Source organism: Caulobacter sp. HJHS_5 (assembly GCF_056683955.1).
This window is the reverse complement of record NZ_JBWZNC010000008.1, coordinates 32,364-53,879: the sequence shown is the minus strand read 5'-3', so window position 1 is coordinate 53,879 and position 21,516 is coordinate 32,364. Positions and strand designations below refer to the sequence as shown.

The following is a 21,516-nucleotide window of genomic DNA, read 5'->3' as shown; positions in this document are numbered from 1 at the left end:
TTGATTGCACCGCTTAGGCACGCACCACCCGCTCGGGCCTTACGCAAGAACCGCACCGATCTGATACCCAGCACGAGAGTCTACCCAGAGGGCATCAGAGGGGTATCGGGCGACCGAAATCATATGCTCGGACCTGAAACGATCTGCGGGGACATCAGCAGGTCCGAGATCAATAATTACGGGTCCAGGGCAACAATATGAGGCGATATAGTTCGATATAATCAGATGCTTAGGTGTGCTCTTAATCAGCGGGTCGTAGGTTCGAATCCTACTGCACCCACCACCCGGTGGCGAGTTTCCCGAACAGTTTGAAGACAGATCCGGCGCAGGCGCCCGTACTTTATCCGCAGAGATAGTCGCGGTTGAGCGGCACGACATCGCGCCGCTTGGTCAGCTGAATCTGGAAGTTCATGTGGTCGCCCCAGCGGAAGGCGATCTCGCTGGCCGCCAGGTAGAATTCCCACATCCGGCAGAACCGCTCGTCATAGAGCGCGGCCGCCTCGGCGCGGCGGGCGGCGAAGCGCTCGGCCCAGGCCTTCAGGGTCTCGGCGTAGTGGAGGCGCAGGATCTCGATGTCGGTGACCCACAGCCCCGCCCGCTCGATGGCGGGCAGCACCTCCGACAGCGCCGGGATGTAGCCGCCGGGAAAGATGTAGCGGGCGATCCAGGGTTGGGTGGTGTTCGGTCCGTGGGCGCGGCCGATCGAATGGATCACCGCCACGCCGTCATCGGCCAGGTGGCGCGCGACGGTCTGGAAGTATTCGTCCATCTGAGGCAGGCCGACATGTTCCAGCATGCCGACGGAGACCACCCGGTCGAAGGTCTCCGGCACATCGCGATAGTCCTGCAGGCGGAACTCGGCGCGATTCGCCAGGCCGCGCTCGACGGCCCGCGCCTTGGCGGTGGCCAGCTGCTCGGTCGACAAGGTCACGCCTACGACGTCGGCGCCGGCTTCCGCCAACGTCAGGCCGAGCCCGCCCCAGCCGCAGCCGATGTCGAGCAGCTTCACCCCAGGCTTCAGCAGCAGTTTCTTCGCCAGCCGCGCCTTCTTCTCGATCTGCGCCTCCTCCAGCGTCATGTCCGGTCGGGCGAAGTAGGCGCAGGAGTACTGCAGGTCCTCGTCGAGGAAGAGCCGATAGAGCTGTAGCGACAGGTCGTAGTGGGCGGCGACGTTGCGGCGCGAGCGGATGCGGTTGTTGGCCTGGTCGATCCGGCGGCTCAGCAGCCGCACCCAGGTGACCTTGGCGTCCGACCGGTTGGCGAAGTTGCGGCCCACGAGGTCGAGCAGATCGTAGATCGTGCCGCGATGGAGGACGAAGCCGCCCTCCATATAGGCCTCGCCCAAGCCCATGGACGGGCGACGGACGATGCGGGAAAGCCAGGCGTTGCTCGTGATCTCGGCGACGAGCCGCTCAGCCTCCCCCGGATCGCCGACAACGAAGCTGCGCCCGCCGGGCAGGTTGAAGGTGGCCGCGCCCACGCGCAGCACGCGTCGTGCAAGGCGTTCGAAGACGTCCATGCTTCCCCCGGATGTCCACCGCTCTTAGGGCGCTTGGTGGTGATTGAGCGACAAGCGTCGCCGTGCTGTCAAATCAGACAGTCGACCGCCGGTTTCCGAAATCGGTCGCGGCCCCGAACGGCACCACCTTATTGGCGGCGTCGTGGCCGATGTCGGCGCGGCCGAGATAGGGAACGCCCGCCCGGTCGCACCACTCGCGGGCGATGTCGTCCTCATCGCGTCCGAACGGCGGATCGTTATCGGGTACGAAGTTGCAGCGTCCCATGCGCAGGCCCGCCAGGCCCGCCAGGCTGGGGCTGGAGGCGAGGTGAAACAGGCTGCGGTCGATGCGGTACATGTACTCGCCCACATCCTCCAGCATCAGCACATGGCCGGTCAGGTCGGGCTGGTAGAGGGTGCCGATCAGTTGGCTGAAGACCACGAGGTTGAAGGCGACCGTCGGGGTCGCGTCGAGGCCGGGCTCCAGCGCCTCGGGCGACCGGTCGACCAGCCAGGCCAGCGCCCGGCGGAAAGCCGCCTCCCCGCCCTCCCGCGTCAGGTCGATCACCATCGGGCCATGCGCCAGGGTTTCGAAGCCCTCCCGGTACAGCGCCGCGAACAGCGCCCCGACATCGGAATAGCCGAGATAGCGCTTGGCTCGCGCGGCGGCGCCCAGGCGCGGCAATACGAAGTCGAGGATGCGGCCGGCGCCGTAGCCGCCCTTGGCGAACCAGACGGCGTCGAGCGACGGATCGTTGGCGAACGCGACGAAGGCGTCGGCGCGCGCCTCATCCGACCCGGCGAAGTGGCCGTGCGACAGGAAGCATTGCGGATGGAAGATCAGCTCGACCGGCCGCGAGAGCCCCAGATCCTGGCGCGACAGGGCGATGGCGCGCTCCGCCAGCTCCGGCGTGATGCGGCCGCCGGTGGCGACGATCCCGATCCTGTAGGGGTCACTCATTCTGCGATGTTGCCCCGAGTCTTTCCCACACCTAGGGTCCGCCGCCATGACGACCGGTGAAAGCTATTTCTTCTGTGGCGTGGGCGGCAGCGGCATGGCCCCGTTGGCCCTGATCGTTGAGGCGCGGGGCGCGCGGGTCGACGGTTCGGACCGGGCGCTCGACCAGGGGCGCACGCCCGCCAAGTTCGACTTCCTGCGTCGCCAGGGCGTGGCCCTGCACCCGCAGGACGGCAGCGGCGTGACCCGCGCCGACCAGACGGTTGTGGTGTCCGCGGCCGTCGAGGAGACGATCCCGGACGTCCAGGCCGCCCGACGGGTCGGCGCCCCCATCGTCACCCGCGCCCAACTCCTCGCCAAGCTGTTCAACGCAGCCGAGGCCGGCGTCGGCGTGGCCGGCACCAGCGGCAAGTCGACCACCACCGGCATGATCGCGTGGATTCTGCATCAGGCCGGCCGCGCGCCGACGGTGATGAACGGCGCGGTGATGAAGAACTTCGCCACCCCGGAAGCGCCCTTCGCCAGCGCCCTGGTCGGCGGCGACGCCCTGTTCGTCAGCGAGGTGGACGAAAGCGACGGCTCCATCGCCCTCTACCAGCCGTCGGTGGCCGTCGTGACCAATATCAGCCTCGACCACAAGTCGATGGAGGAGTTGCGCGCCCTGTTCGGCGCCTTCACCGCCAAGGCGCAGACGGCGGTGCTGAACCGCGACAACGGCGAGACGGCCGCCCTGGCCGCCGCCCTGCCGCGCGACCGGGCGCTGACCTTCAGCCTGGCCGACAGCGCCGCCGACTTCGTCGCCGCGGCCATCGCTGTACGGCCCGACGGCGTCGACTTCGACGTGATGCATGGCGAGCAGACCGCAGCCGTGCGCCTGGCCGTGCCGGGCCGCCACAACGTCGCCAACGCCCTCGCCGCCATCGCCGCCGCCGTCGCCTGCGGGGTGTCGCTCACCGACGCTGCGAGACACATCGGCGGCTACGCCGGCATCAAGCGGCGGATGGAGGTGGCGGGGACGGCCGGCGGCGTCACCGTGATCGACGACTTCGGACACAACCCGGACAAGATCGCCGCCACCCTCGAAACCCTGCACGACTTCCCGGGCCGGCTGCTGCTGATGTTCCAGCCGCACGGCTATGGCCCACTGCGGCTGATGGGCGAGGCGCTTATCCAGACCTTCGTCGAGAAGATGGCTCCAGAGGACGTGCTCTTGATGCCCGAGCCGGTCTATTTCGGCGGCACGGTGGACCGCAGCGTCGGCAGCGAGGCGATCACCGGGGGCGTCGCCTGCGAAGGCCGCCACGCCCAGGCCCTGCCCGACCGCGCCGCCTGCGGCGCGCGGCTGCTGGAACTCGCCAAACCGGGCGACCGCATCGTGGTCATGGGCGCGCGCGACGACACGCTGAGCGACTTCGCGGCGGAATTGGTCGTGAAGCTGGCCTCCGCACGGGCTTAATTCAGGCGGCCGGGGCCGTGGACAACGCCGCCCGCTCGAAACGGGCTTTCCACCGCAGCGCGGGCCGCTCTATCCAGCGCCACGACATTTCCGCCACGGCCGCCGTCACCACCAGGGTGATGGCCAGTTGAATCCAGCGGTCGGAGACCCGAACGGCGAGCATCCACAGCACCGGAGAGTGCCACAGATAGATTCCATAGGACCGTCGCCCGATCCAAATGAGCGGCGACGCCGAGAGCGCCCTGGCGACAGGGCTGCGCGGCGCCTCGGTCACATGCACGATCACGAACACGGCCAGGGACGCGAAGACAGCCAAGCCGGCGCGCCAGGTCCAGCGGTCCATCCAGGTGTTGTGGAACATCCACGCCCCCATGAGCGCCAGGGCCCCGGCGGCGAGCAGGGGTTGCGTCGCCAGACGCGCCGCCCAGGCCGACAGTCCCCGCTGATGCACGATCGCGCCCGCCGCCCCCACAAGCAGCGGCGCGATGCGCGTGGTCGGCAGGAAATAGAGCCGCCAGGTGTCCACGCCCATCTTCTGGAAGGCGAAGGTCAACGCCAGCCCAAGGGCGATCAGCATCAGGGTCAGCGGCAGGAGCACGCTCGGACGCCCCGCCAGCACGATGGTCAGGAGCAGCGGCCACAAGAGATAGAATTGCTCCTCGACCGCCAGCGACCATGCGTGGCCGAGGTAGGAACTGCGGCCGAAGACCTCGAAGGCCATGGCGAAGTTCATCGTGTAGGTCAGGGTCGCGGCCAGGGCGCCCCAGGCATGTGGATCACCCAGCCACAACGACAGCGCCGTGGTGACCAGGGCGAAGACCGCCAGAGCCGGCGTCAAACGCAGGAAACGCCGAAGGTAGAACGCGCGGAGCGAGACGGCGCCGAACCGGCGATGCTCCTCCAGCAGGAGGTGCGTGATCAGGTAGCCGGAGAGCGCGAAGAACAGGTCGACGCCCAGTTGTCCGCCCGGCAGCCACCGCTCATTCACATGCGTGACGATAACCCCCAGCACGGCGATCGCGCGAAGGCCGTCGAGGCCTTCAATCCTGCGGGAAAGCTTGACCTTGCCGGACATCGCCGAATCCATTGGGACGCGGCGCGGTATTTGTCCAGAACGCGCGCGGTCGCGGCGTCAGGCCCCGCTGGCCCGCTTGAACGCTTCGCGCTCCTTCAGCCGGTCGACGTAGGCCGTGAACACCGGCTCATCCTTGACGCCCGGCGCGCCGAACATCATCGACCAATTCAGTTCCGAACCGATGTAGACGTCCGCCGCCGTGAACTGGTCGCCCAGCAGATAGGGGCCGGTCGCCAGAGCGGTCTTAAGCGCGGCCTTCACGTCGTCGAAATCGCCCCAACCGGCCATGCCCTTCCGCACGGGCGGTCGGTCCATCATTACGTCGATCATCGCCGGTTCGAAGCACGAGCCGCCGAAGAACAGCCAGCGATAGTAGGTCCCGCGCCGCGGGTCGTCGGTGGCGGGCGCCAGGCCCGCCGCCGGAAAGGCGTCTGCCAGATAGGCGCAGATCGCGGCCGTCTCGGTGACCACGGTCCCCTTGTGGACGATGGTGGGCAGCTTGCCCATCGGGTTCAGAGCCAAGAACTCCGGTGTCTTGTGCTCGCCCTTCTCCAGGTCGAGCAGCACCGTGCGGTACGGAACGCCGACCTCCTCCAGCATCCACCGCGCCATCGAGGCCCGCGAGCGCGGGTTGTAGTAGAAGACGAGATCGTCGCTCATGGCCGAAGCCTCCCGTTTCCGGAAGCCTATCAACCGCCCAGCGAAGCGGCCAGGGCGTCGAACAGGGCGTTGGTGCCGTGTTCGCGGCCGAGCAGGCTCTCGCGGGTAGCGAACTGGTCGTAGTAGGCGGCGCTCTCGGTCATCACGAGGTGGGTTCCCGCCCCGTCCGGCCTCAGCTCGATGATCGCCAGCGAGGTCGACATCGGCGCTTCGTCGATGAACATGTCGTAGACGTAGACGATCCGCTCGCCCGGCGTGATGTCGTGGTAGCGGCAGACGAACTTGCTGGTCCAGCCGCCCTTCGGCCCGCCGATGCTGGTCTCGATGCCGCCGACGCGGAAATCGAAGACGCCGGGCTGACTGTCCCAATCGGGCGGACCGGTGAACCACTGGGCCTTGGCGTTCTGGTCGGCGAAGGCGTTGAACACCTGCTGGCGCGACGCCTTGAAGCGGCGTTCGATGGTGAAGGTCCCATGCAGGACGACGCGTTCGGTCATGGCTCTATCCTTCTGATTTTTCGATGTTTCGCCGCGATCACTTCGGAAGCGGGGGACCGGTGAATTCGGTCTCGACGATGATCTGCACCTCGTCGCCGACGCCCATGGTGCTGCCGGGCGCCGGGATGCCGTAGGCGATGCCGAAGTCGGAGCGCTTGAACGATCCCTGCGCCGAGAAGCCCGCCCGGGCGGCCGGGTCCATGGCGAAGCCGCGATAACCGCCGTTGAACTTGGCCCGCAGGGTGACCGGCTTGGTCACGCCGCGCAGGGTCAGGTCGCCGGTGATGGTCGCCGTGTCGGGTCCGGTCGGCTGCACGGCCGTGGACTTGAAGGTGACCGTCGCGAAGCGGCCGGCGTCGAGCCAGTCGGCGCCCAGCAGCTCGTCCTTGAAACCGGTCGGCGGGGCCGGCAGGGCGATCGAGCGCGGGTCGATGCTGACCTCCAGCGTGGTGGCTGAAAGGTTGGCCGGATCGAGCTGCATCTTGGCGTCGAACCTGGTGAACAGCACCGTGTACTGCGAGAACGACAGGTGGTTCAGTCGGGCGATCAGGGTCGAATGCAATGGGTCGAGCGCGTAGGCGCCGGCCGGGATTTCGACCTTGGCCGGCGCGGGGGCCTTCTCCACGGCGGCCGTCGCGGCCTTCTCGGCGGGCTTCGAACAGGCGGCGACGGCGAGAGCCGAGGCGGCGGCGAGGACGATCAGGCGGGTCATGCGCGGGTCTCCGAAATGTTGGCGGCGAGCTTCTCGAGAATTTGCAACCACCCCTCCTCCATCTGCTTCAGGTCGGACGCCGAGATGACGTTGAACACCGTCACCGCCACGGTCAGACGGGTGCGGCCATCTTCGTCGTCGAAGCTGACGCGCGTGTGGCCGCCGGCCAGCAGTCCGCCCTCTTCCGTCTCGGCGCCGCCGTCGAAGGCGAGCACGGCCGGCGGTTCGACCTCGGTGAAGCGGCCGACAATGCGATGAAGTTGGCCGTCCGGCAGCCGGGTCTCGATGTGAAGCTCGCCACCCGGCGTCGGCTCGATCTTGCAGGCCTCGACGGTGAAGCCGTACGGCCCCCACCACTGGGCGAGACGGTGCGGCTCGACCCAGGCGCGGAACACCAGCTCGCGCGGTGCGGCGAACACCCGCTCAAGGGTCAAGGTCGGAAGGGGCGCGTTCATTGGGCCTGCTCCTTGGCGAGGTAGGCCACGAGTTGATCGAAGGTCCCGCCGAAGCCCTGCTGCATGTTGGGGATCATGGCGGCGTAGGCGGCGAGCTCGGCCGGGTCTTCGCTGACCGCCCAGCCTTCGAGGGTGAGAACCGTCTCGTCGCCCTCCTCCGTCAGGGTGATGATATTCATGAACTCATCGGGGAACGACGGATCGAAGGCCGCCGGCTGGGTCGTTCCCTCGCGGTCGGAGAAGGCGACCGTGAAGGCCAGACGGTCCTGCGGCCGCACCTGCTGATAGGTGAACTTGCCCCACATCTCCGAGCCGTCCGGCGCGGACATGCCGTAGTGGAACCGGCCGCCGGGACGCAGGTCCAGCGTGCCCCGAAGCCACTTGAAGCCCACGGCCCCCCACCAGGCGGCGAGACGGTCGATCTCGGTATAGGCCTTCCAGACCAGGGCTCGGGGCGCCGCGAGACGTCGGACGATGACGAGCTTGGCCTGGCCGAGCAGCACGTCGAGCCGATCGTAACCCTCGCGACCGCCGGACTCGGCGCCGGCGTCCATCATGCCCTTGCGGGCGTCGAACGTGCCCATGTCGGTGACGCTGGTCACCTTGGTGCGGCCTTGTCCAAGGTCCTCGAAGCGGACCGTGATCGGCACGGCGTCGTAGTCCGCGTAGCGGAAGGTGTAGTCCAGGCGCTCCACCGGCGAGACGGTGGAATAGACGCCGCTGAAGCGATGCACCGCGCTGTTCGGCTCATGCTGGTTCACGCGCCAGGCGCCGCCGGGCCGCACGTCGAACTCCAGGACCTCGTTGCGCAGATAGCGCGGCCCCCACCACTGGGCGACCATCGCCGGGTCGGTATGCGCTCGCCAGACCAGTTCGCGCGGGGCGTCGAGCTCGCGCTCGAACACCATCAGCGGCGCGTCGTCGGGATAGGTGCAGGTGGTCTTTCCCATCGGGCTTCTCCCTATTGTTCGCCGACGTTCGGGTCGGGCGTCTGGATGCGTTGCAGATACTCGTCGAGGCGGTCGAAGCTCGCCTCCCAGAAGCGTCGGTACTGGTCGAGAAAGCTCGACACGTCCTTCAGCGGCGCCGGCTCCAGGCGGCAGGGGCGCCACTGGGCCTCGCGGTGCTGGCTGATCAGCCCAGCCTTCTGCAGCACCTTCAGATGCTTGGAGACGGCCGGCAGGCTCATGTCGAAGGGCTCGGCCAGCTCGCTCACCGTCGCCTCACCCGACGACAGCCGCGCCAGGATCGCCCGGCGCGTCGGGTCGGCCAGGGCTGAGAGCGTGAGGCTGAGGCGGTCGGCCTCCATGGCGTTCAACCTTCCGGTTAATCAACTGATTGGTTTAATACGAATGAGCCGACGCGGAGTCAACCGGTCGGTTAAATGCGAAACCACCAGCTAAGCGACGAGCCAATAAAAAAGCCGAGCCCCTTTCGGAGCTCGGCTTGGATCCCGGCCTGCGCCGGGAAGAGCAGTAGTGTTGTTATTTCACCGCGGCGCAGAAGCGCTGGATGCGGCCGCAGGCGTCTTCGAGGACCTCGTTGGAAGTCGCGTAGCTGATGCGGAAGAACGGCGAGAGGCCGAAGGCCGCGCCGTGCACCACGGCCACGCCCTCGGCTTCGAGCAGTTCGGTCGCGAAGTCCTCGTCGCTCTCGATCACCTTGCCGCTCGGCGAGGTCTTGCCGATCAGGCCGGCGCAAGACGGGTAAACGTAGAAGGCGCCCTCCGGAGTCGGGCACTCGATGCCGGTAGCCTGGTTCAGCATCGAGACCACGAGGTCACGCCGCTCCTGGAACAGCTTCTGGTGCGGCTTGATGAAATCCTGCGCGCCGTTCAGCGCCTCGACGGCGGCGGCCTGGCTGATCGAACAGGGGTTCGAGGTCGTCTGGCTGATCATCTTGGCCATGGCCTTGATCAGCGGCTCCGGGCCGGCCGCGTAGCCGATGCGCCAGCCGGTCATGGCGTAGGCCTTGGAGACCCCGTTCATGGTCAGGGTGCGATCGTAGAGCTTGGGCTCGACCTGGGCGATGGTGGCGAACTTGAAGTCGTCGAACACCAGGTGCTCGTACATGTCGTCGGTCAGCACCCAGACCTGCGGGTGGCGCAGCAGCACGTCGGCGATGCCGCGCAGGTCCTCGGCGGTATAGGCCCCGCCCGACGGGTTCGACGGCGAGTTGATGATCAGCCACTTCGACTTCGGCGTGATCGCCGCTTCCAGGGCTTCCGGCGTCAGCTTGAAGCCGTTGGCGGCGGTGGTTTCCACCGGCACGGGCGTGCCGCCGGCCAGCAGGGTCATGTCGGGGTACGACACCCAGTACGGCGCGGGGATGATCACCTCGTCGCCCGGGTTCAGGGTGGCGACCAGGGCGTTGTAGATCACCGGCTTGCCGCCCGGGGCGACGTGCACCTGGCTCGGCTTGTAGTCGAGGCCGTTCTCACGCTTGAACTTGGCGCAGATGGCCGCCTTCAGCTCCGGCGTGCCGTCCGGGTCGGTGTAGCGGGTCTTGCCGGCGTTGATGGCCGCGATGCCGGCCGCGCGGATGTTCTCGGGCGTGTCGAAGTCGGGCTCGCCGGCCGACAGGGCGATCACGTCGCGGCCAGCCGCTTTCAGCGCCCGCGCCTTGGCGCTGATGGCGATGGTGGCGGAAGGGGCGATGCGGCGCAGCGCCTCGGACTCGAGCGACATGACAGGCTCCAAAGATGAAGGGACGCGGGTCTTTACGCCCCCCCTCCCCCTGGCGCAATCAAAGGAACCGGTGGTTAGTCTCAAGCTTTGCAGACGTTGCCCAAGGAACCCAGCCGATGACGCGATCCTCGACGCTTCTGGTTCTTTTGATTTCCTCCGCAGCCGCGATGCTCGCCTCCTGCGACCGTCAGGACGGCCATCAGAAGGCCGACGCCCCCGCCGCCTCCACCGCCACCCCGGCGCCCCAGACCAGCGCGGGCGGCGGCTTCGATCCGGACGACGTCGTCGGCGACGACGAGCCGGGTCCGGGCCAGGCGAACCAGGAGCCGGCGCCGGGGCTTTCGCTGCCGCCGGTTGGCCCGCAACGTTACGTCGGCGTCTGGGCGGCGCGGCCCAACCTCTGTGTTTCGGGCGCCTGGCGCTTCCGGCCCGACGGCCTGGTCACGGCGGGCGAGACCTCCTGCACCTTCAGCCGGGTGACCGAGCGGGCCGGCGGTTTCGACATCGCCGGCTCCTGCCTGCAGGAGGGCGCGCGCACGCCCGCGAACCTGCGCCTGACCTTCGCCGAGTCGGCCGGCGCCATGATGGTCGAAGGCGCGCCCTTTCAGCCGACGGGGCTCATCTGGTGCTGGCCGGAGGAGACGGAGTAGCCCGTCGAACCGCAAGATCGGTCGAGCGGCCGGGGGCGGCGCGCGCCAATCTGAGACCGTCACGGAACAGGGAACGATGACGGCGGCGCTTCGGAACTACCACGCGCGGATGCAACGGGTGCTGGATCACATCGACCAGCAGCTCGACGGCGATCTCGATCTGGAAACCTTGAGCCGCGTCGCGGCCTTCTCGAAGTTCCATTTCCACCGGCAGTTCACGGCCACCTTCGAGGTGTCGGTGCACAGCTACGTCCAACTCGCCCGTCTGAAGCGCGCCTCCCATCGGCTGGCCGCCAACGACGGCCGGAGCGTCACCGATATCGCGATGGAGGCTGGTTATGACGCGCCTGACGCCTTCGCCCGCGCCTTCCGGCGTCGGTTCAGGCAATCGCCGTCGTCGTTCCGAAGTTCGCCCGACTGGATTCCGTGGCTTTCGGCCTTCCGGCCGCTCGAAAACGCCAGGAGCAAACTTATGCAGACGACCTACACCCCCGACGACGTCACCATCATCGAGACCTCCCCCACCCCGGTGGCGATACTGGAGCATCGCGGGGACCGCGCGGGCCTTCCCGCGACCATCGAACGGTTCATCGCCTGGCGAAAGGCCGCCGGCCTGTCGCCCCACACCAGTTCGACCTTCAACATCTTTCGGTCCGAGCGAACCCCGTCCAATCCGGCCGACTACAGCATGGACCTCTGCGTCGGGACCGACCGGCCCATCGATCCGAACGATCCCGTCATGAAGGCCGGCGTCATCCCAGGCGGCCGCTGCGCGGTGCTGCGCGTCGCGGAGAACACCCACAACCTCGAGCCCGCCGCGCTCTATCTCTATCGCGAGTGGCTGCCCGCCAGCGGTGAGGAACTCCGCGACTTCCCGGTCTATTGCGAGCGTCGGTTCCTGTCCGCCGAGGGCGCGCCCATGGAGGTCACCGCCGACGTGCATCTGCCGCTGAAGTAGCGGTCAGTCGCAGATCACGCCCAACTGCAGCACGAGGTCGGACTGGCGGGCCACGCCGACCTTGGCGAACAGCGACTTCAACTGGCTGCGGACAGTGGAGATCTTGATGCCGCAGGCGCCGGCGTAGTCGGCGGGCGAAAGCCCGCGCAGCAGCCCTTCGGCCAGGCGACGCTCGGCGTCGCTCAGGCCGAAGCGGTCGGCGGCGAAGGCGGCGCAGCGCTGCAGATAGTCGTCGAGGTTGCGCACCGTCAGCACGGCCAGCTCGCCACCGGCGACGCCGCCTAGCGGGCGGACGGCCAAGCGGTGGCGGGGGCGGCAGGGCATGGCGATATCGAGGCCGCCCGATCGGCCGTGAGCCAAGGCCCCGATGGCGATCGCGCGCAACGGCGTGCGGAACGCTTCGTTGGCCGCCTCGATAATCCCGAACGGCGTCAGCTCGACCAGATAGGCGGCCTGCAGCAGGCCCCTGCCCTCACCGTTGGCGTAGACCAGCTGCCGCATCGGACCGAGCACGAACAGGGCGTCGCGCCCTTGCTCGGCGAGCAGGGCGGGATCGAAGACGGCCACGCTTTCCTTTCGGGTCAGGGCCGCCAATGTCGTCATGCCGCGGACATCATCGCCTCCCGTAGCACGGGCTGCGGCGAATTGCGCAGCTCGGCTCCGAGCCATTCGGCGAAGCCCTGAATCTCGACCGCCTCGATCGCGTCCTGCGGCCAGACGAGATGCACCCGCCGACCGGTGTCCAGCGCGTCGTCGATCGGCACGATCAGGCGACCTTGCGCGACGTCGCGCTGCATCAGGGTGGCGCAGGCCAGGGCCACGCCCTGGCTCTCCAGCGCCGCATCGAGCGCCAGGTCGAGATCGTCGAGGTGAATGAGGCAGGTCGCGTCGTCCAGCGACAGATCGTGCCGTGCGAACCAGGCGCGCCAGGCCGCCTCGTCATGCACCAGCAGCGGCGCGGCCAACACGTCGGCGGGTGAACGCAACCCATGATGCGGCAGCAGCGAGGGCGCGCAGATCGGAGTCAGGGTCTCGTTGAACAGCCACTCGCGGCGGTAACCTTCCTCGAACTGCTCCGAGCCGGTGACCGCGGCGGAGATGCGGCTGAAATCGGGGCTCTCGCCGCGCGGACGAAGCTGAATCGAGATGTGGGGCGAAAGGCCGTGCAGACTGCGCACCCGATGGCGGAACCAGCATCGCCCCCAGGCCGCCGGCGCCGAGATGACCACCGGAGCCGGCCCCTCCCCACCCGCGCGGGCGACCAGGCGGTCGAGCGACTGAGCGGCGCGGGCGTAGATGGCGGCGAGCTCGCGTCCCATCTCGGTCGGCCGCAACCGCCCGCCGACGCGCTCGAACAGCGGAAAGCCGAGAATGCGCTCCAGCCGCGAGACCTGCTGGCTGATGGCGCTGTGCGAAATCGACAGGGCGCGGGCGGCGGCGGAATAACCCCCATGTCGGCACGCAGCCTCGATCACCCTGAGGGACGAAAGGGACAACGCTTCACGAGCCATGGCCGACGCCTTGTAACACCGATGAACGGACTCAGCCGTTTTCGGTAAGCATCGCTAATGCAGCACGCCGCACTTGCCTTCCTCCAAATGGAGGAAACGGCCATGAAGTTTTAGTAATGACTTCCGTCGGTTGCACACCTTTGGGTTGTGCGGATCGTAATCCTCGGGAACTCCGGCCGCCGCTTCGTATTCAGCAAAACTCGGGGCCTACGGATTTCGGAGCGACGGCCCTTGCCTGGCGACACACCCCTTCGCTTTCACTTCCGCTCCACACCGCAGCCGCTTGACCCCCTGGCGCCGATCCGCCACGGCTGGGCGGAAATGCGCCGGCTGATCGATTTCCTTCTGAACATGGACGCGAAGGCCTGGCGGACCCTCGCCGTGTCCTTCGTGCTGTTCGGCGGCGTGGGTCTGGTCTTCTTCTTCGGCGCCTCGATTCTCGGCCTGAACGGCGAGGCGGCCGTCGAGCAATGGCTCGGCGCGGCCTCGACCCAGCCGTGGGGCCTGCCGGTCGCCATCGCCTGTTTCGCCGCCCTCGCCTTCCTGGGCGTGCCCCAGATCATCCTGATCGCCGCCGCCGTCGTCGCCTTCGGTCCATGGCAGGGCTTCGCCTACAGCTGGATCGGCACCATGGTGTCGTCGATCATCGGCTTCTGGCTGGGGCGCCAGTTCGGGGCGCGCATCCTGCGCGACATCGCCGGCGCCGGCGTCAAACGCTTCATGGACATGATCGGCGAGAACGGCTTCCTCGCCAGCCTGATCGTGCGCCTGGTGCCCTCGGCCCCGTTCATCGTGGTCAACATGGCGGCGGGGGTCACCCCGATGCGCACCCGCGACTTCTTCGCCGGCACCGGCGTCGGCATCATTCCGAAGATCGCCCTCACCGCCTTCGCCGGCAATTCGGTGCTCAAGGCCATGCAGGGCGGCGGCATGCAGCACGTGCTGGTGCTGGGGCTGGTGGCCGCGATCTGGATCGGCGCGGGCTGGATCGCCCGCAACTGGCTGAAGCGCAAGGAGGCCCGCGCCGCCGCGAAGGCGGTCGAGGCCGAGGGCGGCGTCTGACCGCAGCCCATGCGTGCAGGCGCGCCTTGCCCGTCAAGGACTGAGAGAGTATTCAGACCGCATGCGTCGCTTCGACCTCCTTCCGTCGAACCTTCTTGCGCTGGGGCTTAGCGGCCCCTGGGCGTCCGTCTAGCCGCGCGCGTCGTCGAGCGGCCGGTCGCTCAGGGGATCAGCATCGAACCCCCTCCCAGCCAAAACCGGACTACGCGAGACCATAAAATGACCACCCAAAAGACCGCCGCTGCCGAGCGCGACCGCGTCATCATCTTCGACACCACCATGCGCGACGGGGAGCAGGCGCCCGGCGCCTCCATGTCGCTGGACGAGAAGCTGGAGCTGGCCAAGATCCTCGAGGAGATGGGGGTCGACGTCATCGAGGCCGGCTTCCCGATCGCCTCGAACGGCGACTTCGAGGCCGTGCAGCGCATCGCCCAGATCGTGACCGAGAGCACCGTATGCGGCCTGGCCCGCGCCGCCGCCGTCGACATCGACAGGGCCGCCGAGGCCGTGCGCCACGCCAAGCGGGGCCGTATCCACACCTTCATTTCGACCAGCCCGCACCACATGGATCACATCCTGCGGATGAGCGAGGAAGAGGTGCTGGACGCCATCACCAAGTCGGTCACCCATGCGCGCAACCTGATCGGCGACGTGGAATGGTCGGCGCAGGACGCCACCCGCTCGGACCGCGACTTCCTGCGCCGCTGCGTCGAGGCCGCCATCAAGGCCGGCGCCGGCACCATCAACCTGCCCGACACCGTCGGCTACACCTACCCGAGCGAATACGAAGCGATGTTCCGCGACGTGATCGAGACCGTGCCGGGCGCCGACAAGGTGATCTTCTCGACCCACTGTCACAACGACCTGGGCCTGGCCGTGGCCAACAGCCTGGCCGGCGTGCTGGGCGGTGCGCGGCAGATCGAGTGCGCCGTCAACGGCATCGGCGAACGGGCGGGCAACGCGGCGCTGGAAGAGGTGGTCATGGCCCTGAAGGTGCGCGGCGACCGCCTGCCCTACGAGACCCACATCGACGCGCGCCACATCACCCGCGCCAGCCGCTTCGTCTCGGCGGTGACTGGCTTCCCAGTGCAGTTCAACAAGGCGATCGTCGGCAAGAACGCCTTCGCCCACGAGAGCGGCATCCACCAGGACGGGATGCTGAAGAACCGCGAAACCTACGAGATCATGCAGCCCGAGGACGTCGGTCAGGGCGCGACCAACCTGGTGATGGGCAAGCACTCGGGCCGCCACGCCTTCCGCGAGAAGCTGAAGGCCCTGGGTTACGACCTGGGCCAGAACGCCCTGAACGAGGCTTTCGGCCGCTTCAAGGACCTGGCCGACCGCAAGAAGCACGTCTACGACGACGACATCATCGCCCTGGTCGACGACGCCCTGGCGCGCGGCTCGGAGAAGATCAAGGTCGAGCACCTGCGCGTGATCGCCGGCACCGAAGGCCAGTCGGCCGAGCTGACCCTGAATGTCGACGGCGTCGACCGCATGGCGGAAGCCACCGGCGATGGTCCGGTCGACGCGGTGTTCAACGCCATCCACGAGATCGTGCCGCACGGCGCGGCCCTGCGCCTGTTCCAGGTCCACGCCGTGACCGAGGGCACCGACGCCCAGGCCCAGGTCAGCGTCCGCCTCGAGGAAGACGGCCGCATCGCCACCGGCCAAGCCGCCGACACCGACACCCTGACGGCCAGCGCCAAGGCCTATGTCAACGCGCTGAACAACCTCTTCGCCCGCAAGGAAAAGAGCCGTCCGGATTCGGCCATCGCCAGCGGGTTCTAGGCAGGAAAGCCTGGCCTCCGGCGGTCACGCCGCCGGAGCGCAGCCTCGGCATAACCCCACGATTTCGACCGGCCCTTGATCGGGAATGAAGGCGCGGCGGTCTGACAGGCGGCTCAACGCGTCGACCGCCCCCGCGTCCTCGTGAAGTTCGGCGTCGCCGCAGGACCGGCAGCTGAGAACCACGCGGGCGCCCTCCCCTATTTCGACGAGCGCGAAGCGACGCGTCGTCGAAAGCCGTGTCACTTGCCCCTGGGCGCACAACCGGTCGAGGGCGCGGTAGATCAGCGGCGGCGGCACCTTGCGCTTCCACTCAGCCTCGACCCAGCACCTCAAGCGATAGGCGGAAGCTGCGCCGCGGGTCCCCAGTTGGGCGACCAGCTCGCTCTGCAACCGCTCGGTGGTTGAGGATGCCGTCTCCATCGCCCTGTTCCAGTCAGTCTCGGGGAGCGGCGCGCCGCTCCCCCGCGAGCTCAGAACATTGTCCGAATGCCGAGCACCACCTTGCGACCACGCAGCGGAGCAAGGTCGGAGATGAACGAGGCGTGATTGAACGCCAGATCATCCAGCAGGTTGGTGCCGCGCAGATAGACCTGGGTCTTCAGGCTGGACCCGTCGATGTCGTAGGCCACCGTGGCGTTCAGCATGTTGTAGCCCGCGGTCTTGGTCTCATAGGCGGCAATCCGGTCCTGCTCAAAAACGCGCGTGTACTCCACCGAGCCGGACCAGGCGTCGCGGTCGAGGTTGGTGCGCAGGCCCAGACGGCCCGCGGGAATGCGCGGCAGATCGCCGTCATCCTGCGTCTCGGCGCGCACATAGTCGCCAAACGCCGTCAGTGACACGGCGGAGCTGAAGCGATGGGTGACCTCGCCTTCCAGGCCGGTGAAGGTCGCGTCGTCCTGCACGTAGCGGATCAGCCGGAAGTCTTCGAACTGATCCAGGGTGTCGGCGAAGATGTAGCCGTCATAGGCGTAGCGATAACCGCTGACGGCGAAGGTGGTGTCGCCAGCGGTTTTCTTGAGGCCGAGTTCCACCGAGGTGACGGTCTCCTCATCGAGATCGGCGCCGCCCATCTCATAGGTGTTCGTCGCCAGGTGCACGCCGCGGGCGTAGAGTTCCTGAATGTTCGGCGCGCGCTGGGAGCGGGCGAGCGACAGCGAAAGCGTGTACTTAGGCGCGAAATGCCAGTGCGCGCCGGCCGAGGCTGAAAACGGCTTGTATTCGCGGTTCGGATACCGGGTCAGCGGCAGCGCCCCACCCGTCGAAGTCTTCTGCCACTCCTGTCGCAACGCGCCCTCGAAGTCCCAGTTTCCGGCCTGCAGCGTCTCAAGGACGAACAGCGCGGTGGTCTCGGTCGTGGTCGGCACGATGAACGACTCCAGGCCGACGGCGGCGAAATCGTTCTTCGAGACCTGGGCCCCGACCACGCCACGCAGCCCGGCGAGCGGAACGTGCTGCACTTCCAGCCGTGCGTCGTAGCCCTTGTTGGTGAAGGTGGTGGAGACCTCACCCTCGTCGATCTCGTCGTGGGCGTAGTTGGTATGGCCGCCGCGGAATCGGATCAGCTCCACGCCCGCGAACGGATTGCGTAGTTCCCCGCGCAGGTCGAGACGGCGGCTGACGAGGTCGACGACCGGCACGTCGTGGCCCTCATGATCGTGTTCGTGATCATGGTCATGGTCATCCTCGGCGTGATCGTGACCTCCGCAGTGCAGGCTGGAGCCGTGGGGGTGGCAGCTCTCGTACTCATGGCTGTGACCAGGCAGGCCGTAGTCGCTGCGCTGATAGGTGTAGGCCGCGCCGAGGTAGCCACGCTCGCCGATCCATGAAGCGCCGAACGTGCCGGTGTATGAGCTGCTGCTGGAACCAGCGAGACGGTCTTCGCTCCAATCCGGAACCTGATAATCGTCGACGTCGCGGCCCGCGGCTTCGATGCGAACCGCGAAATTGCCCGCGCCGACCGTCGCGCCCAGCACGCCGGCCCGTTCATCGTCGTTCGAGCCAAGCCGGACCTCGGCGACGCCCTCGCCGCCATTGGCCGGGATTCGCGTCGGCACCTTGCGATCGATCAGGTTCACCGCGCCGCCGATGGCGCCACCGCCGTACAGCAGGGCGCTGGGTCCACGCAGAATCTCGATGCCCTCCAGCAGCAACGGCTCGCCCACGACCGCATGATCCGGCGAAACCTGCGAGGCGTCGATAATGGCGGATCCGTTGGCCAGCGCCTTCACGCGCGGCGCGGTCTGGCCGCGAATGACCGGGCGGGTGGCGCCGCCGCCGAAGGTGTCGGAATTCACCCCCGGCAGCCCGTTCAGGGTGTCGCCAAGGGTGCCTTCGCGCCGTTGCACCAAGGCTTCGCCGCGCAGAACGGCGACACTGGAGATTACCTCGTCGGCGGAGCGGCCCAACGGGTCGGCGGTGACGATCACCTCGTCGACGTTCGCGGCTCCGTCCTGAGGCGCTTGAGCGTTGGCGACGCCGACGATGGCGGCGCTCGCCACGGCGGAGAGAAGAATGGATTTCGCGCGCATCGGCGGCCCCCTGGATGACTTGAGCCGCTTCGGTATGTTATAAAATAACTATCATCAACGCCACCTCGCCGATTTCGTGCTCTCCGCAATGTTTTGTCACATTACAGCCCTGCAGGGTGGCACGCCCTGGGGACGGTTTCTCGACGCCGGAACCGGCGTGAACTCCAGCCTGTGGAGCACCGGCCTCGCGACCGACAGCTGGACGGCCGTCACGGCGGCGCCTGGGCACGCCGCGCAGGTGAAGGCGGCGGTCGGCGAACAGCTCCGCCCGCAGGATCGGCTGTTGATCGGCGACTGGACGGACGAGCGGCTCCTGGCCGGAGAGCAGTTCGAGACCGTGTTGGCCGATTATCTGCTCGGCGCCGTCGAGGGCTTTTCGCCCTACTTCCAGCCGCACCTGTTCGCACGTCTGCGCCCGCTGATAGCGGGCAGGCTCTACGTCGTGGGGCTGGATCCCTATGTAGTCGGACCCGCCGATACCGAGGCGGCCAAGATCGCCCGCAGGATCGGCAGGCTGCGGGATGCGTGCATGCTCGCGGCCGACGAAACCCCCTACCGCGAGTATCCCGCGGAATGGGCCGTCTTCCATCTCGAGGCGTCCGGCTTCCGGGTAAGCTCGGCGCGCCGGTTCGCGAACCGATATCGCGAGACCTGGGTCAACAGTCAGATCGATATGGCGCTGCGAAGACTGGACCGCGTGGGCGACCCCGCCCTGGCGGACGGATTGCGCGCAGCGTTGGAAGCTGCTCGAAGCGAGGGCCTCGTCCACTGTCGGCGGGAAGGCGGCCTTCGGACGGGCTTCGATTGGGTGATCGAGGCGGAGCCGATCTGACGCGGCCGCAGGCGGTCGCCCGATAACATCCGTTCACAGCCACGCTATCTGCGGTGGCGCTCGGCAACCTGCGCCCTAGGTTCGTAGTTGGTCATGGGCGGTCCGAGCGCTCGGACCGCCCATAACAACAACCGACATGGAGCCGGCCCCGACCCATGCCGCACGAAACGCCCCTGATCTCCACCATCGTCGGCGGCATCGTGCTGGCGTTCGTGTTCGGCGCCATCGCCACGCGACTGAAGGCTTCGCCCCTGGTGGGCTACCTCCTCGCCGGCGTCGCCATCGGCCCGTTCACGCCGGGCTATGTGGCCGACGCGCACCTGGCTCAGGAACTCGCCGAGATCGGCGTCATCCTGCTGATGTTCGGCGTCGGGCTGCACTTCTCGCTGAAGGACCTGATGTCGGTGCGCAAGATCGCCGCGCCGGGCGCCGTGGCGCAGATCGCCTTCGCCACCTTGCTGGGCGTGGCCCTGGCGCTGGCCATGGGCTGGGGGCTGGAGGCCGGGATCGTCTTCGGCCTGGCGCTCTCCGTCGCCTCGACCGTGGTGCTGCTGCGCGCCCTGCAGGAGCGGCGGCTGATCCAGACCGACCGCGGCCGCATCGCCGTCGGCTGGTTGATCGTCGAGGACCTGGCGATGATCCTCGCCCTGGTGCTGCTGCCGAGCTGGGCCCAGATTCAGAAGGACGTCTCCGCCAGCGGCGGCTTCGGCCCCGAGCAGCTCAAGGCCGTAGGCTTCACCCTGCTGCTCACGCTCGGCAAGGTCGCGGCCTTCATCGCCCTGATGCTGGTGGTCGGCCGCCGGCTGATCCCCTGGCTGTTGCACCGCGTCGTCCACACCGGCAGCCGCGAGCTGTTCCGCCTGGCCGTGCTGGCCGTCGCCCTGGGGGTGGCCTATGGCGCGGCCGAGCTGTTCGGCGTCTCCTTCGCGCTCGGCGCCTTCTTCGCCGGCATGATGATGGGCGAGAGCGAGCTGTCGCAGCAGGCCGCCAACGAAACCCTGCCGCTGCGAGACGCCTTCGCCGTGCTGTTCTTCGTCTCGGTGGGGATGCTGTTCAATCCCACGGTGCTGCTCGAGAACCCCTGGCCGCTGGCGGCCACCCTGGCGATCATCGTCATCGGCAAGTCGATCGCCGCCCTCGGGATCATGGCGCTGTTCCGCCAGAATATCCGATCCAGCATTCTGATCGCCGCCAGCCTGGCGCAGATCGGCGAGTTCTCCTTCATCCTCGCCGCCATGGGCGTGCAACTGGGCCTGCTGCCGGAGGCCGGGCGCGACCTGATCCTGGCCGGCGCCATTCTCTCCATCCTGCTGAACCCGCTGGTCTTCCTGATCTCGGACCACTGGCGAGGCGACAAGGCCAAGGCGGCGGCGCCCACGCCCATCCCGACGATAACGCCGAAGGAAGGCCGCGCCATCGTCGTCGGCTACGGCCGCGTCGGCTCGGTGGTCGGCACGGCGCTGAAGGCGGCCAACGCCGACTTCGTCGTGATCGAGGACCGGCAGGAGATCGTCGACGACCTCACCGCCCAAGGCGTCCCGGCCATCGCCGGCAACGCCATCTCACCCGCCGTGGCCGAGGAGGCGAACCTCGGCGGCGCCGACTGGCTGTTCGTTACCGTCCCAGATGGCTTCGAGGCCGGGCGCATCGTCGAGATGGCCCGCGCCGCCAATCCCAAACTCAACATTCTGGCCCGCGCCCACAGCGACGCCGAGGCCGAACACCTGAAGGCCTTCGGGGCCGACCTGATCGTCATGGGCGAGCGGGAGATCGCGCGCTCGATGATCGCCGGGGCTCGCGCCCTGATCCCGCCCGTGGCCGCCGACACCGCCGCCTGACACGCTGAAAGGAGACGACATGACCCGCCGCTGGATTCTCGACGACGCCGAACGCGCCTTCCTCGCCGGACTGAACGCCCAAGGCTTCGGCCCGCTGGAGACGGTCGGCACGGAGCAGGCCTTCGCCGCCGCCGCCGACACCCACGGCTATGACCCGCAACGCCTGAGCAGCGCCGTTCGCAGCCTGGCTGACAAGGGGCTGATCGAACCGCTCGAGGAGGGTCGTCTGCGCATGTCGAAGGACGGCTATCTCGCCTCGCATCAGGCCGCCGAGGCCCTGAAGGCCGGCATCGTTCCTTTCTGACGGCCGCCGCCGAGCATCCAGGTCGAATAGCGGTTTCGCGCGCC

General features: G+C 67.8%; 22 protein-coding genes. 8 read left to right on the top strand and 14 right to left on the bottom strand.

Translation table 11 applies throughout. The features are described from left to right. Positions 1-340: 340 nt before the first annotated feature. Both ACFLIT_RS16100 and ACFLIT_RS16095 read right to left on the bottom strand, forming a co-directional pair. Positions 341-1,519: a class I SAM-dependent methyltransferase gene (locus tag ACFLIT_RS16100; protein WP_479912284.1), complete on the bottom strand. Its 1,179-nt coding sequence runs from the start codon at positions 1,517-1,519 to the stop codon at positions 341-343. A gap of 73 nt (positions 1,520-1,592) precedes the next feature. Then, complete coding sequence (locus tag ACFLIT_RS16095) at positions 1,593-2,459, bottom strand: LD-carboxypeptidase (RefSeq protein ID WP_479912283.1); 867 nt, start codon at positions 2,457-2,459, stop codon at positions 1,593-1,595. Positions 2,460-2,505: 46 nt separating this feature from the next. On the opposite strand from ACFLIT_RS16095, the gene ACFLIT_RS16090 reads away from it, so the two are divergent. Further along, on the top strand, positions 2,506-3,912 hold the full coding sequence (locus tag ACFLIT_RS16090) for a Mur ligase family protein (protein WP_479912282.1): 1,407 nt from the start codon (positions 2,506-2,508) through the stop codon (positions 3,910-3,912). A 1-nt stretch (position 3,913) separates the two neighbouring features. Here ACFLIT_RS16090 and ACFLIT_RS16085 read toward each other — a convergent pair whose 3' ends face one another. From ACFLIT_RS16085 to ACFLIT_RS16050, 8 genes are all read right to left on the bottom strand, one after another. After that, positions 3,914-4,987, bottom strand: a complete 1,074-nt coding sequence (locus ACFLIT_RS16085) for an acyltransferase family protein (RefSeq protein ID WP_479912281.1) — start codon at positions 4,985-4,987, stop codon at positions 3,914-3,916. Between the two features lie 57 nt (positions 4,988-5,044). Next, the gene (locus ACFLIT_RS16080; protein WP_479912280.1) at positions 5,045-5,647 is read right to left on the bottom strand and encodes a glutathione S-transferase family protein; all 603 of its coding nucleotides are present in this window, start codon (positions 5,645-5,647) and stop codon (positions 5,045-5,047) included. A gap of 29 nt (positions 5,648-5,676) precedes the next feature. Beyond that, positions 5,677-6,144 carry an SRPBCC family protein gene (locus ACFLIT_RS16075; protein WP_479912279.1) on the bottom strand — a complete coding sequence of 156 codons (468 nt, stop codon included), beginning with the start codon at positions 6,142-6,144 and terminating at the stop codon, positions 5,677-5,679. Between the two features lie 37 nt (positions 6,145-6,181). Next, positions 6,182-6,856: a YceI family protein gene (locus tag ACFLIT_RS16070; protein ID WP_479912278.1), complete on the bottom strand. Its 675-nt coding sequence runs from the start codon at positions 6,854-6,856 to the stop codon at positions 6,182-6,184. After that, positions 6,853-7,311 carry an SRPBCC family protein gene (locus tag ACFLIT_RS16065; RefSeq protein WP_479912277.1) on the bottom strand — a complete coding sequence of 153 codons (459 nt, stop codon included), beginning with the start codon at positions 7,309-7,311 and terminating at the stop codon, positions 6,853-6,855. Before ACFLIT_RS16065 ends, ACFLIT_RS16070 begins: the two co-directional genes overlap by 4 nt. Then, on the bottom strand, positions 7,308-8,261 hold the full coding sequence (locus ACFLIT_RS16060; RefSeq protein WP_479912276.1) for an SRPBCC family protein: 954 nt from the start codon (positions 8,259-8,261) through the stop codon (positions 7,308-7,310). The genes ACFLIT_RS16065 and ACFLIT_RS16060 overlap by 4 nt, the downstream gene beginning before the upstream one ends. A gap of 11 nt (positions 8,262-8,272) precedes the next feature. Further along, positions 8,273-8,620: an ArsR/SmtB family transcription factor gene (locus ACFLIT_RS16055; RefSeq protein ID WP_479912275.1), complete on the bottom strand. Its 348-nt coding sequence runs from the start codon at positions 8,618-8,620 to the stop codon at positions 8,273-8,275. Between the two features lie 175 nt (positions 8,621-8,795). Next, entirely contained in the window at positions 8,796-9,998 is a 1,203-nt protein-coding gene (locus ACFLIT_RS16050; protein ID WP_479912274.1) for a pyridoxal phosphate-dependent aminotransferase, read from the bottom strand. A gap of 116 nt (positions 9,999-10,114) precedes the next feature. Between ACFLIT_RS16050 and ACFLIT_RS16045 the strand changes: the two genes are divergently transcribed. Continuing rightward, entirely contained in the window at positions 10,115-10,648 is a 534-nt protein-coding gene (locus tag ACFLIT_RS16045; RefSeq protein ID WP_479912273.1) for a hypothetical protein, read from the top strand. A 76-nt stretch (positions 10,649-10,724) separates the two neighbouring features. After that, entirely contained in the window at positions 10,725-11,606 is an 882-nt protein-coding gene (locus ACFLIT_RS16040; RefSeq protein WP_479912272.1) for an AraC family transcriptional regulator, read from the top strand. Between the two features lie 3 nt (positions 11,607-11,609). Here the strand turns inward: ACFLIT_RS16040 and ACFLIT_RS16035 are convergent, their stop codons facing one another. Together ACFLIT_RS16035 and ACFLIT_RS16030 are read right to left on the bottom strand one after the other, a co-directional pair. After that, entirely contained in the window at positions 11,610-12,209 is a 600-nt protein-coding gene (locus ACFLIT_RS16035) for a helix-turn-helix transcriptional regulator (protein ID WP_479912271.1), read from the bottom strand. Continuing rightward, the gene (locus ACFLIT_RS16030) at positions 12,206-13,117 is read right to left on the bottom strand and encodes a LysR family transcriptional regulator (protein WP_479912270.1); all 912 of its coding nucleotides are present in this window, start codon (positions 13,115-13,117) and stop codon (positions 12,206-12,208) included. The genes ACFLIT_RS16035 and ACFLIT_RS16030 overlap by 4 nt, the downstream gene beginning before the upstream one ends. A 321-nt stretch (positions 13,118-13,438) precedes the next feature. Here ACFLIT_RS16030 and ACFLIT_RS16025 point away from each other — a divergent pair, with 321 nt between their 5' ends. Continuing rightward, positions 13,439-14,179, top strand: a complete 741-nt coding sequence (locus ACFLIT_RS16025; RefSeq protein ID WP_479912269.1) for a TVP38/TMEM64 family protein — start codon at positions 13,439-13,441, stop codon at positions 14,177-14,179. A 219-nt stretch (positions 14,180-14,398) separates the two neighbouring features. Next, complete coding sequence (locus ACFLIT_RS16020; protein ID WP_479912268.1) at positions 14,399-15,970, top strand: 2-isopropylmalate synthase; 1,572 nt, start codon at positions 14,399-14,401, stop codon at positions 15,968-15,970. Between the two features lie 24 nt (positions 15,971-15,994). Here ACFLIT_RS16020 and ACFLIT_RS16015 read toward each other — a convergent pair whose 3' ends face one another. After that, positions 15,995-16,390, bottom strand: a complete 396-nt coding sequence (locus ACFLIT_RS16015) for a hypothetical protein (protein ID WP_479912267.1) — start codon at positions 16,388-16,390, stop codon at positions 15,995-15,997. Positions 16,391-16,440: 50 nt separating this feature from the next. After that, a complete protein-coding gene (locus ACFLIT_RS16010; protein WP_479912266.1) occupies positions 16,441-18,498 on the bottom strand; it encodes a TonB-dependent receptor domain-containing protein in 2,058 nt (685 codons plus the stop codon). Positions 18,499-18,655: 157 nt separating this feature from the next. Between ACFLIT_RS16010 and ACFLIT_RS16005 the strand changes: the two genes are divergently transcribed. The 3 genes from ACFLIT_RS16005 to ACFLIT_RS15995 all read left to right on the top strand — a co-directional run bounded on the left by ACFLIT_RS16005 (position 18,656) and on the right by ACFLIT_RS15995 (position 21,472). Further along, the gene (locus tag ACFLIT_RS16005) at positions 18,656-19,330 is read left to right on the top strand and encodes a hypothetical protein (protein WP_479912265.1); all 675 of its coding nucleotides are present in this window, start codon (positions 18,656-18,658) and stop codon (positions 19,328-19,330) included. 155 nt (positions 19,331-19,485) lie between these two features. Next, on the top strand, positions 19,486-21,168 hold the full coding sequence (ybaL, locus tag ACFLIT_RS16000; RefSeq protein WP_479912264.1) for a YbaL family putative K(+) efflux transporter: 1,683 nt from the start codon (positions 19,486-19,488) through the stop codon (positions 21,166-21,168). Positions 21,169-21,187: 19 nt separating this feature from the next. Beyond that, positions 21,188-21,472 (top strand): hypothetical protein, encoded by a 285-nt coding sequence (locus ACFLIT_RS15995; protein ID WP_479912263.1) that lies wholly within the window; start codon positions 21,188-21,190, stop codon positions 21,470-21,472. Positions 21,473-21,516: the final 44 nt, after the last annotated feature.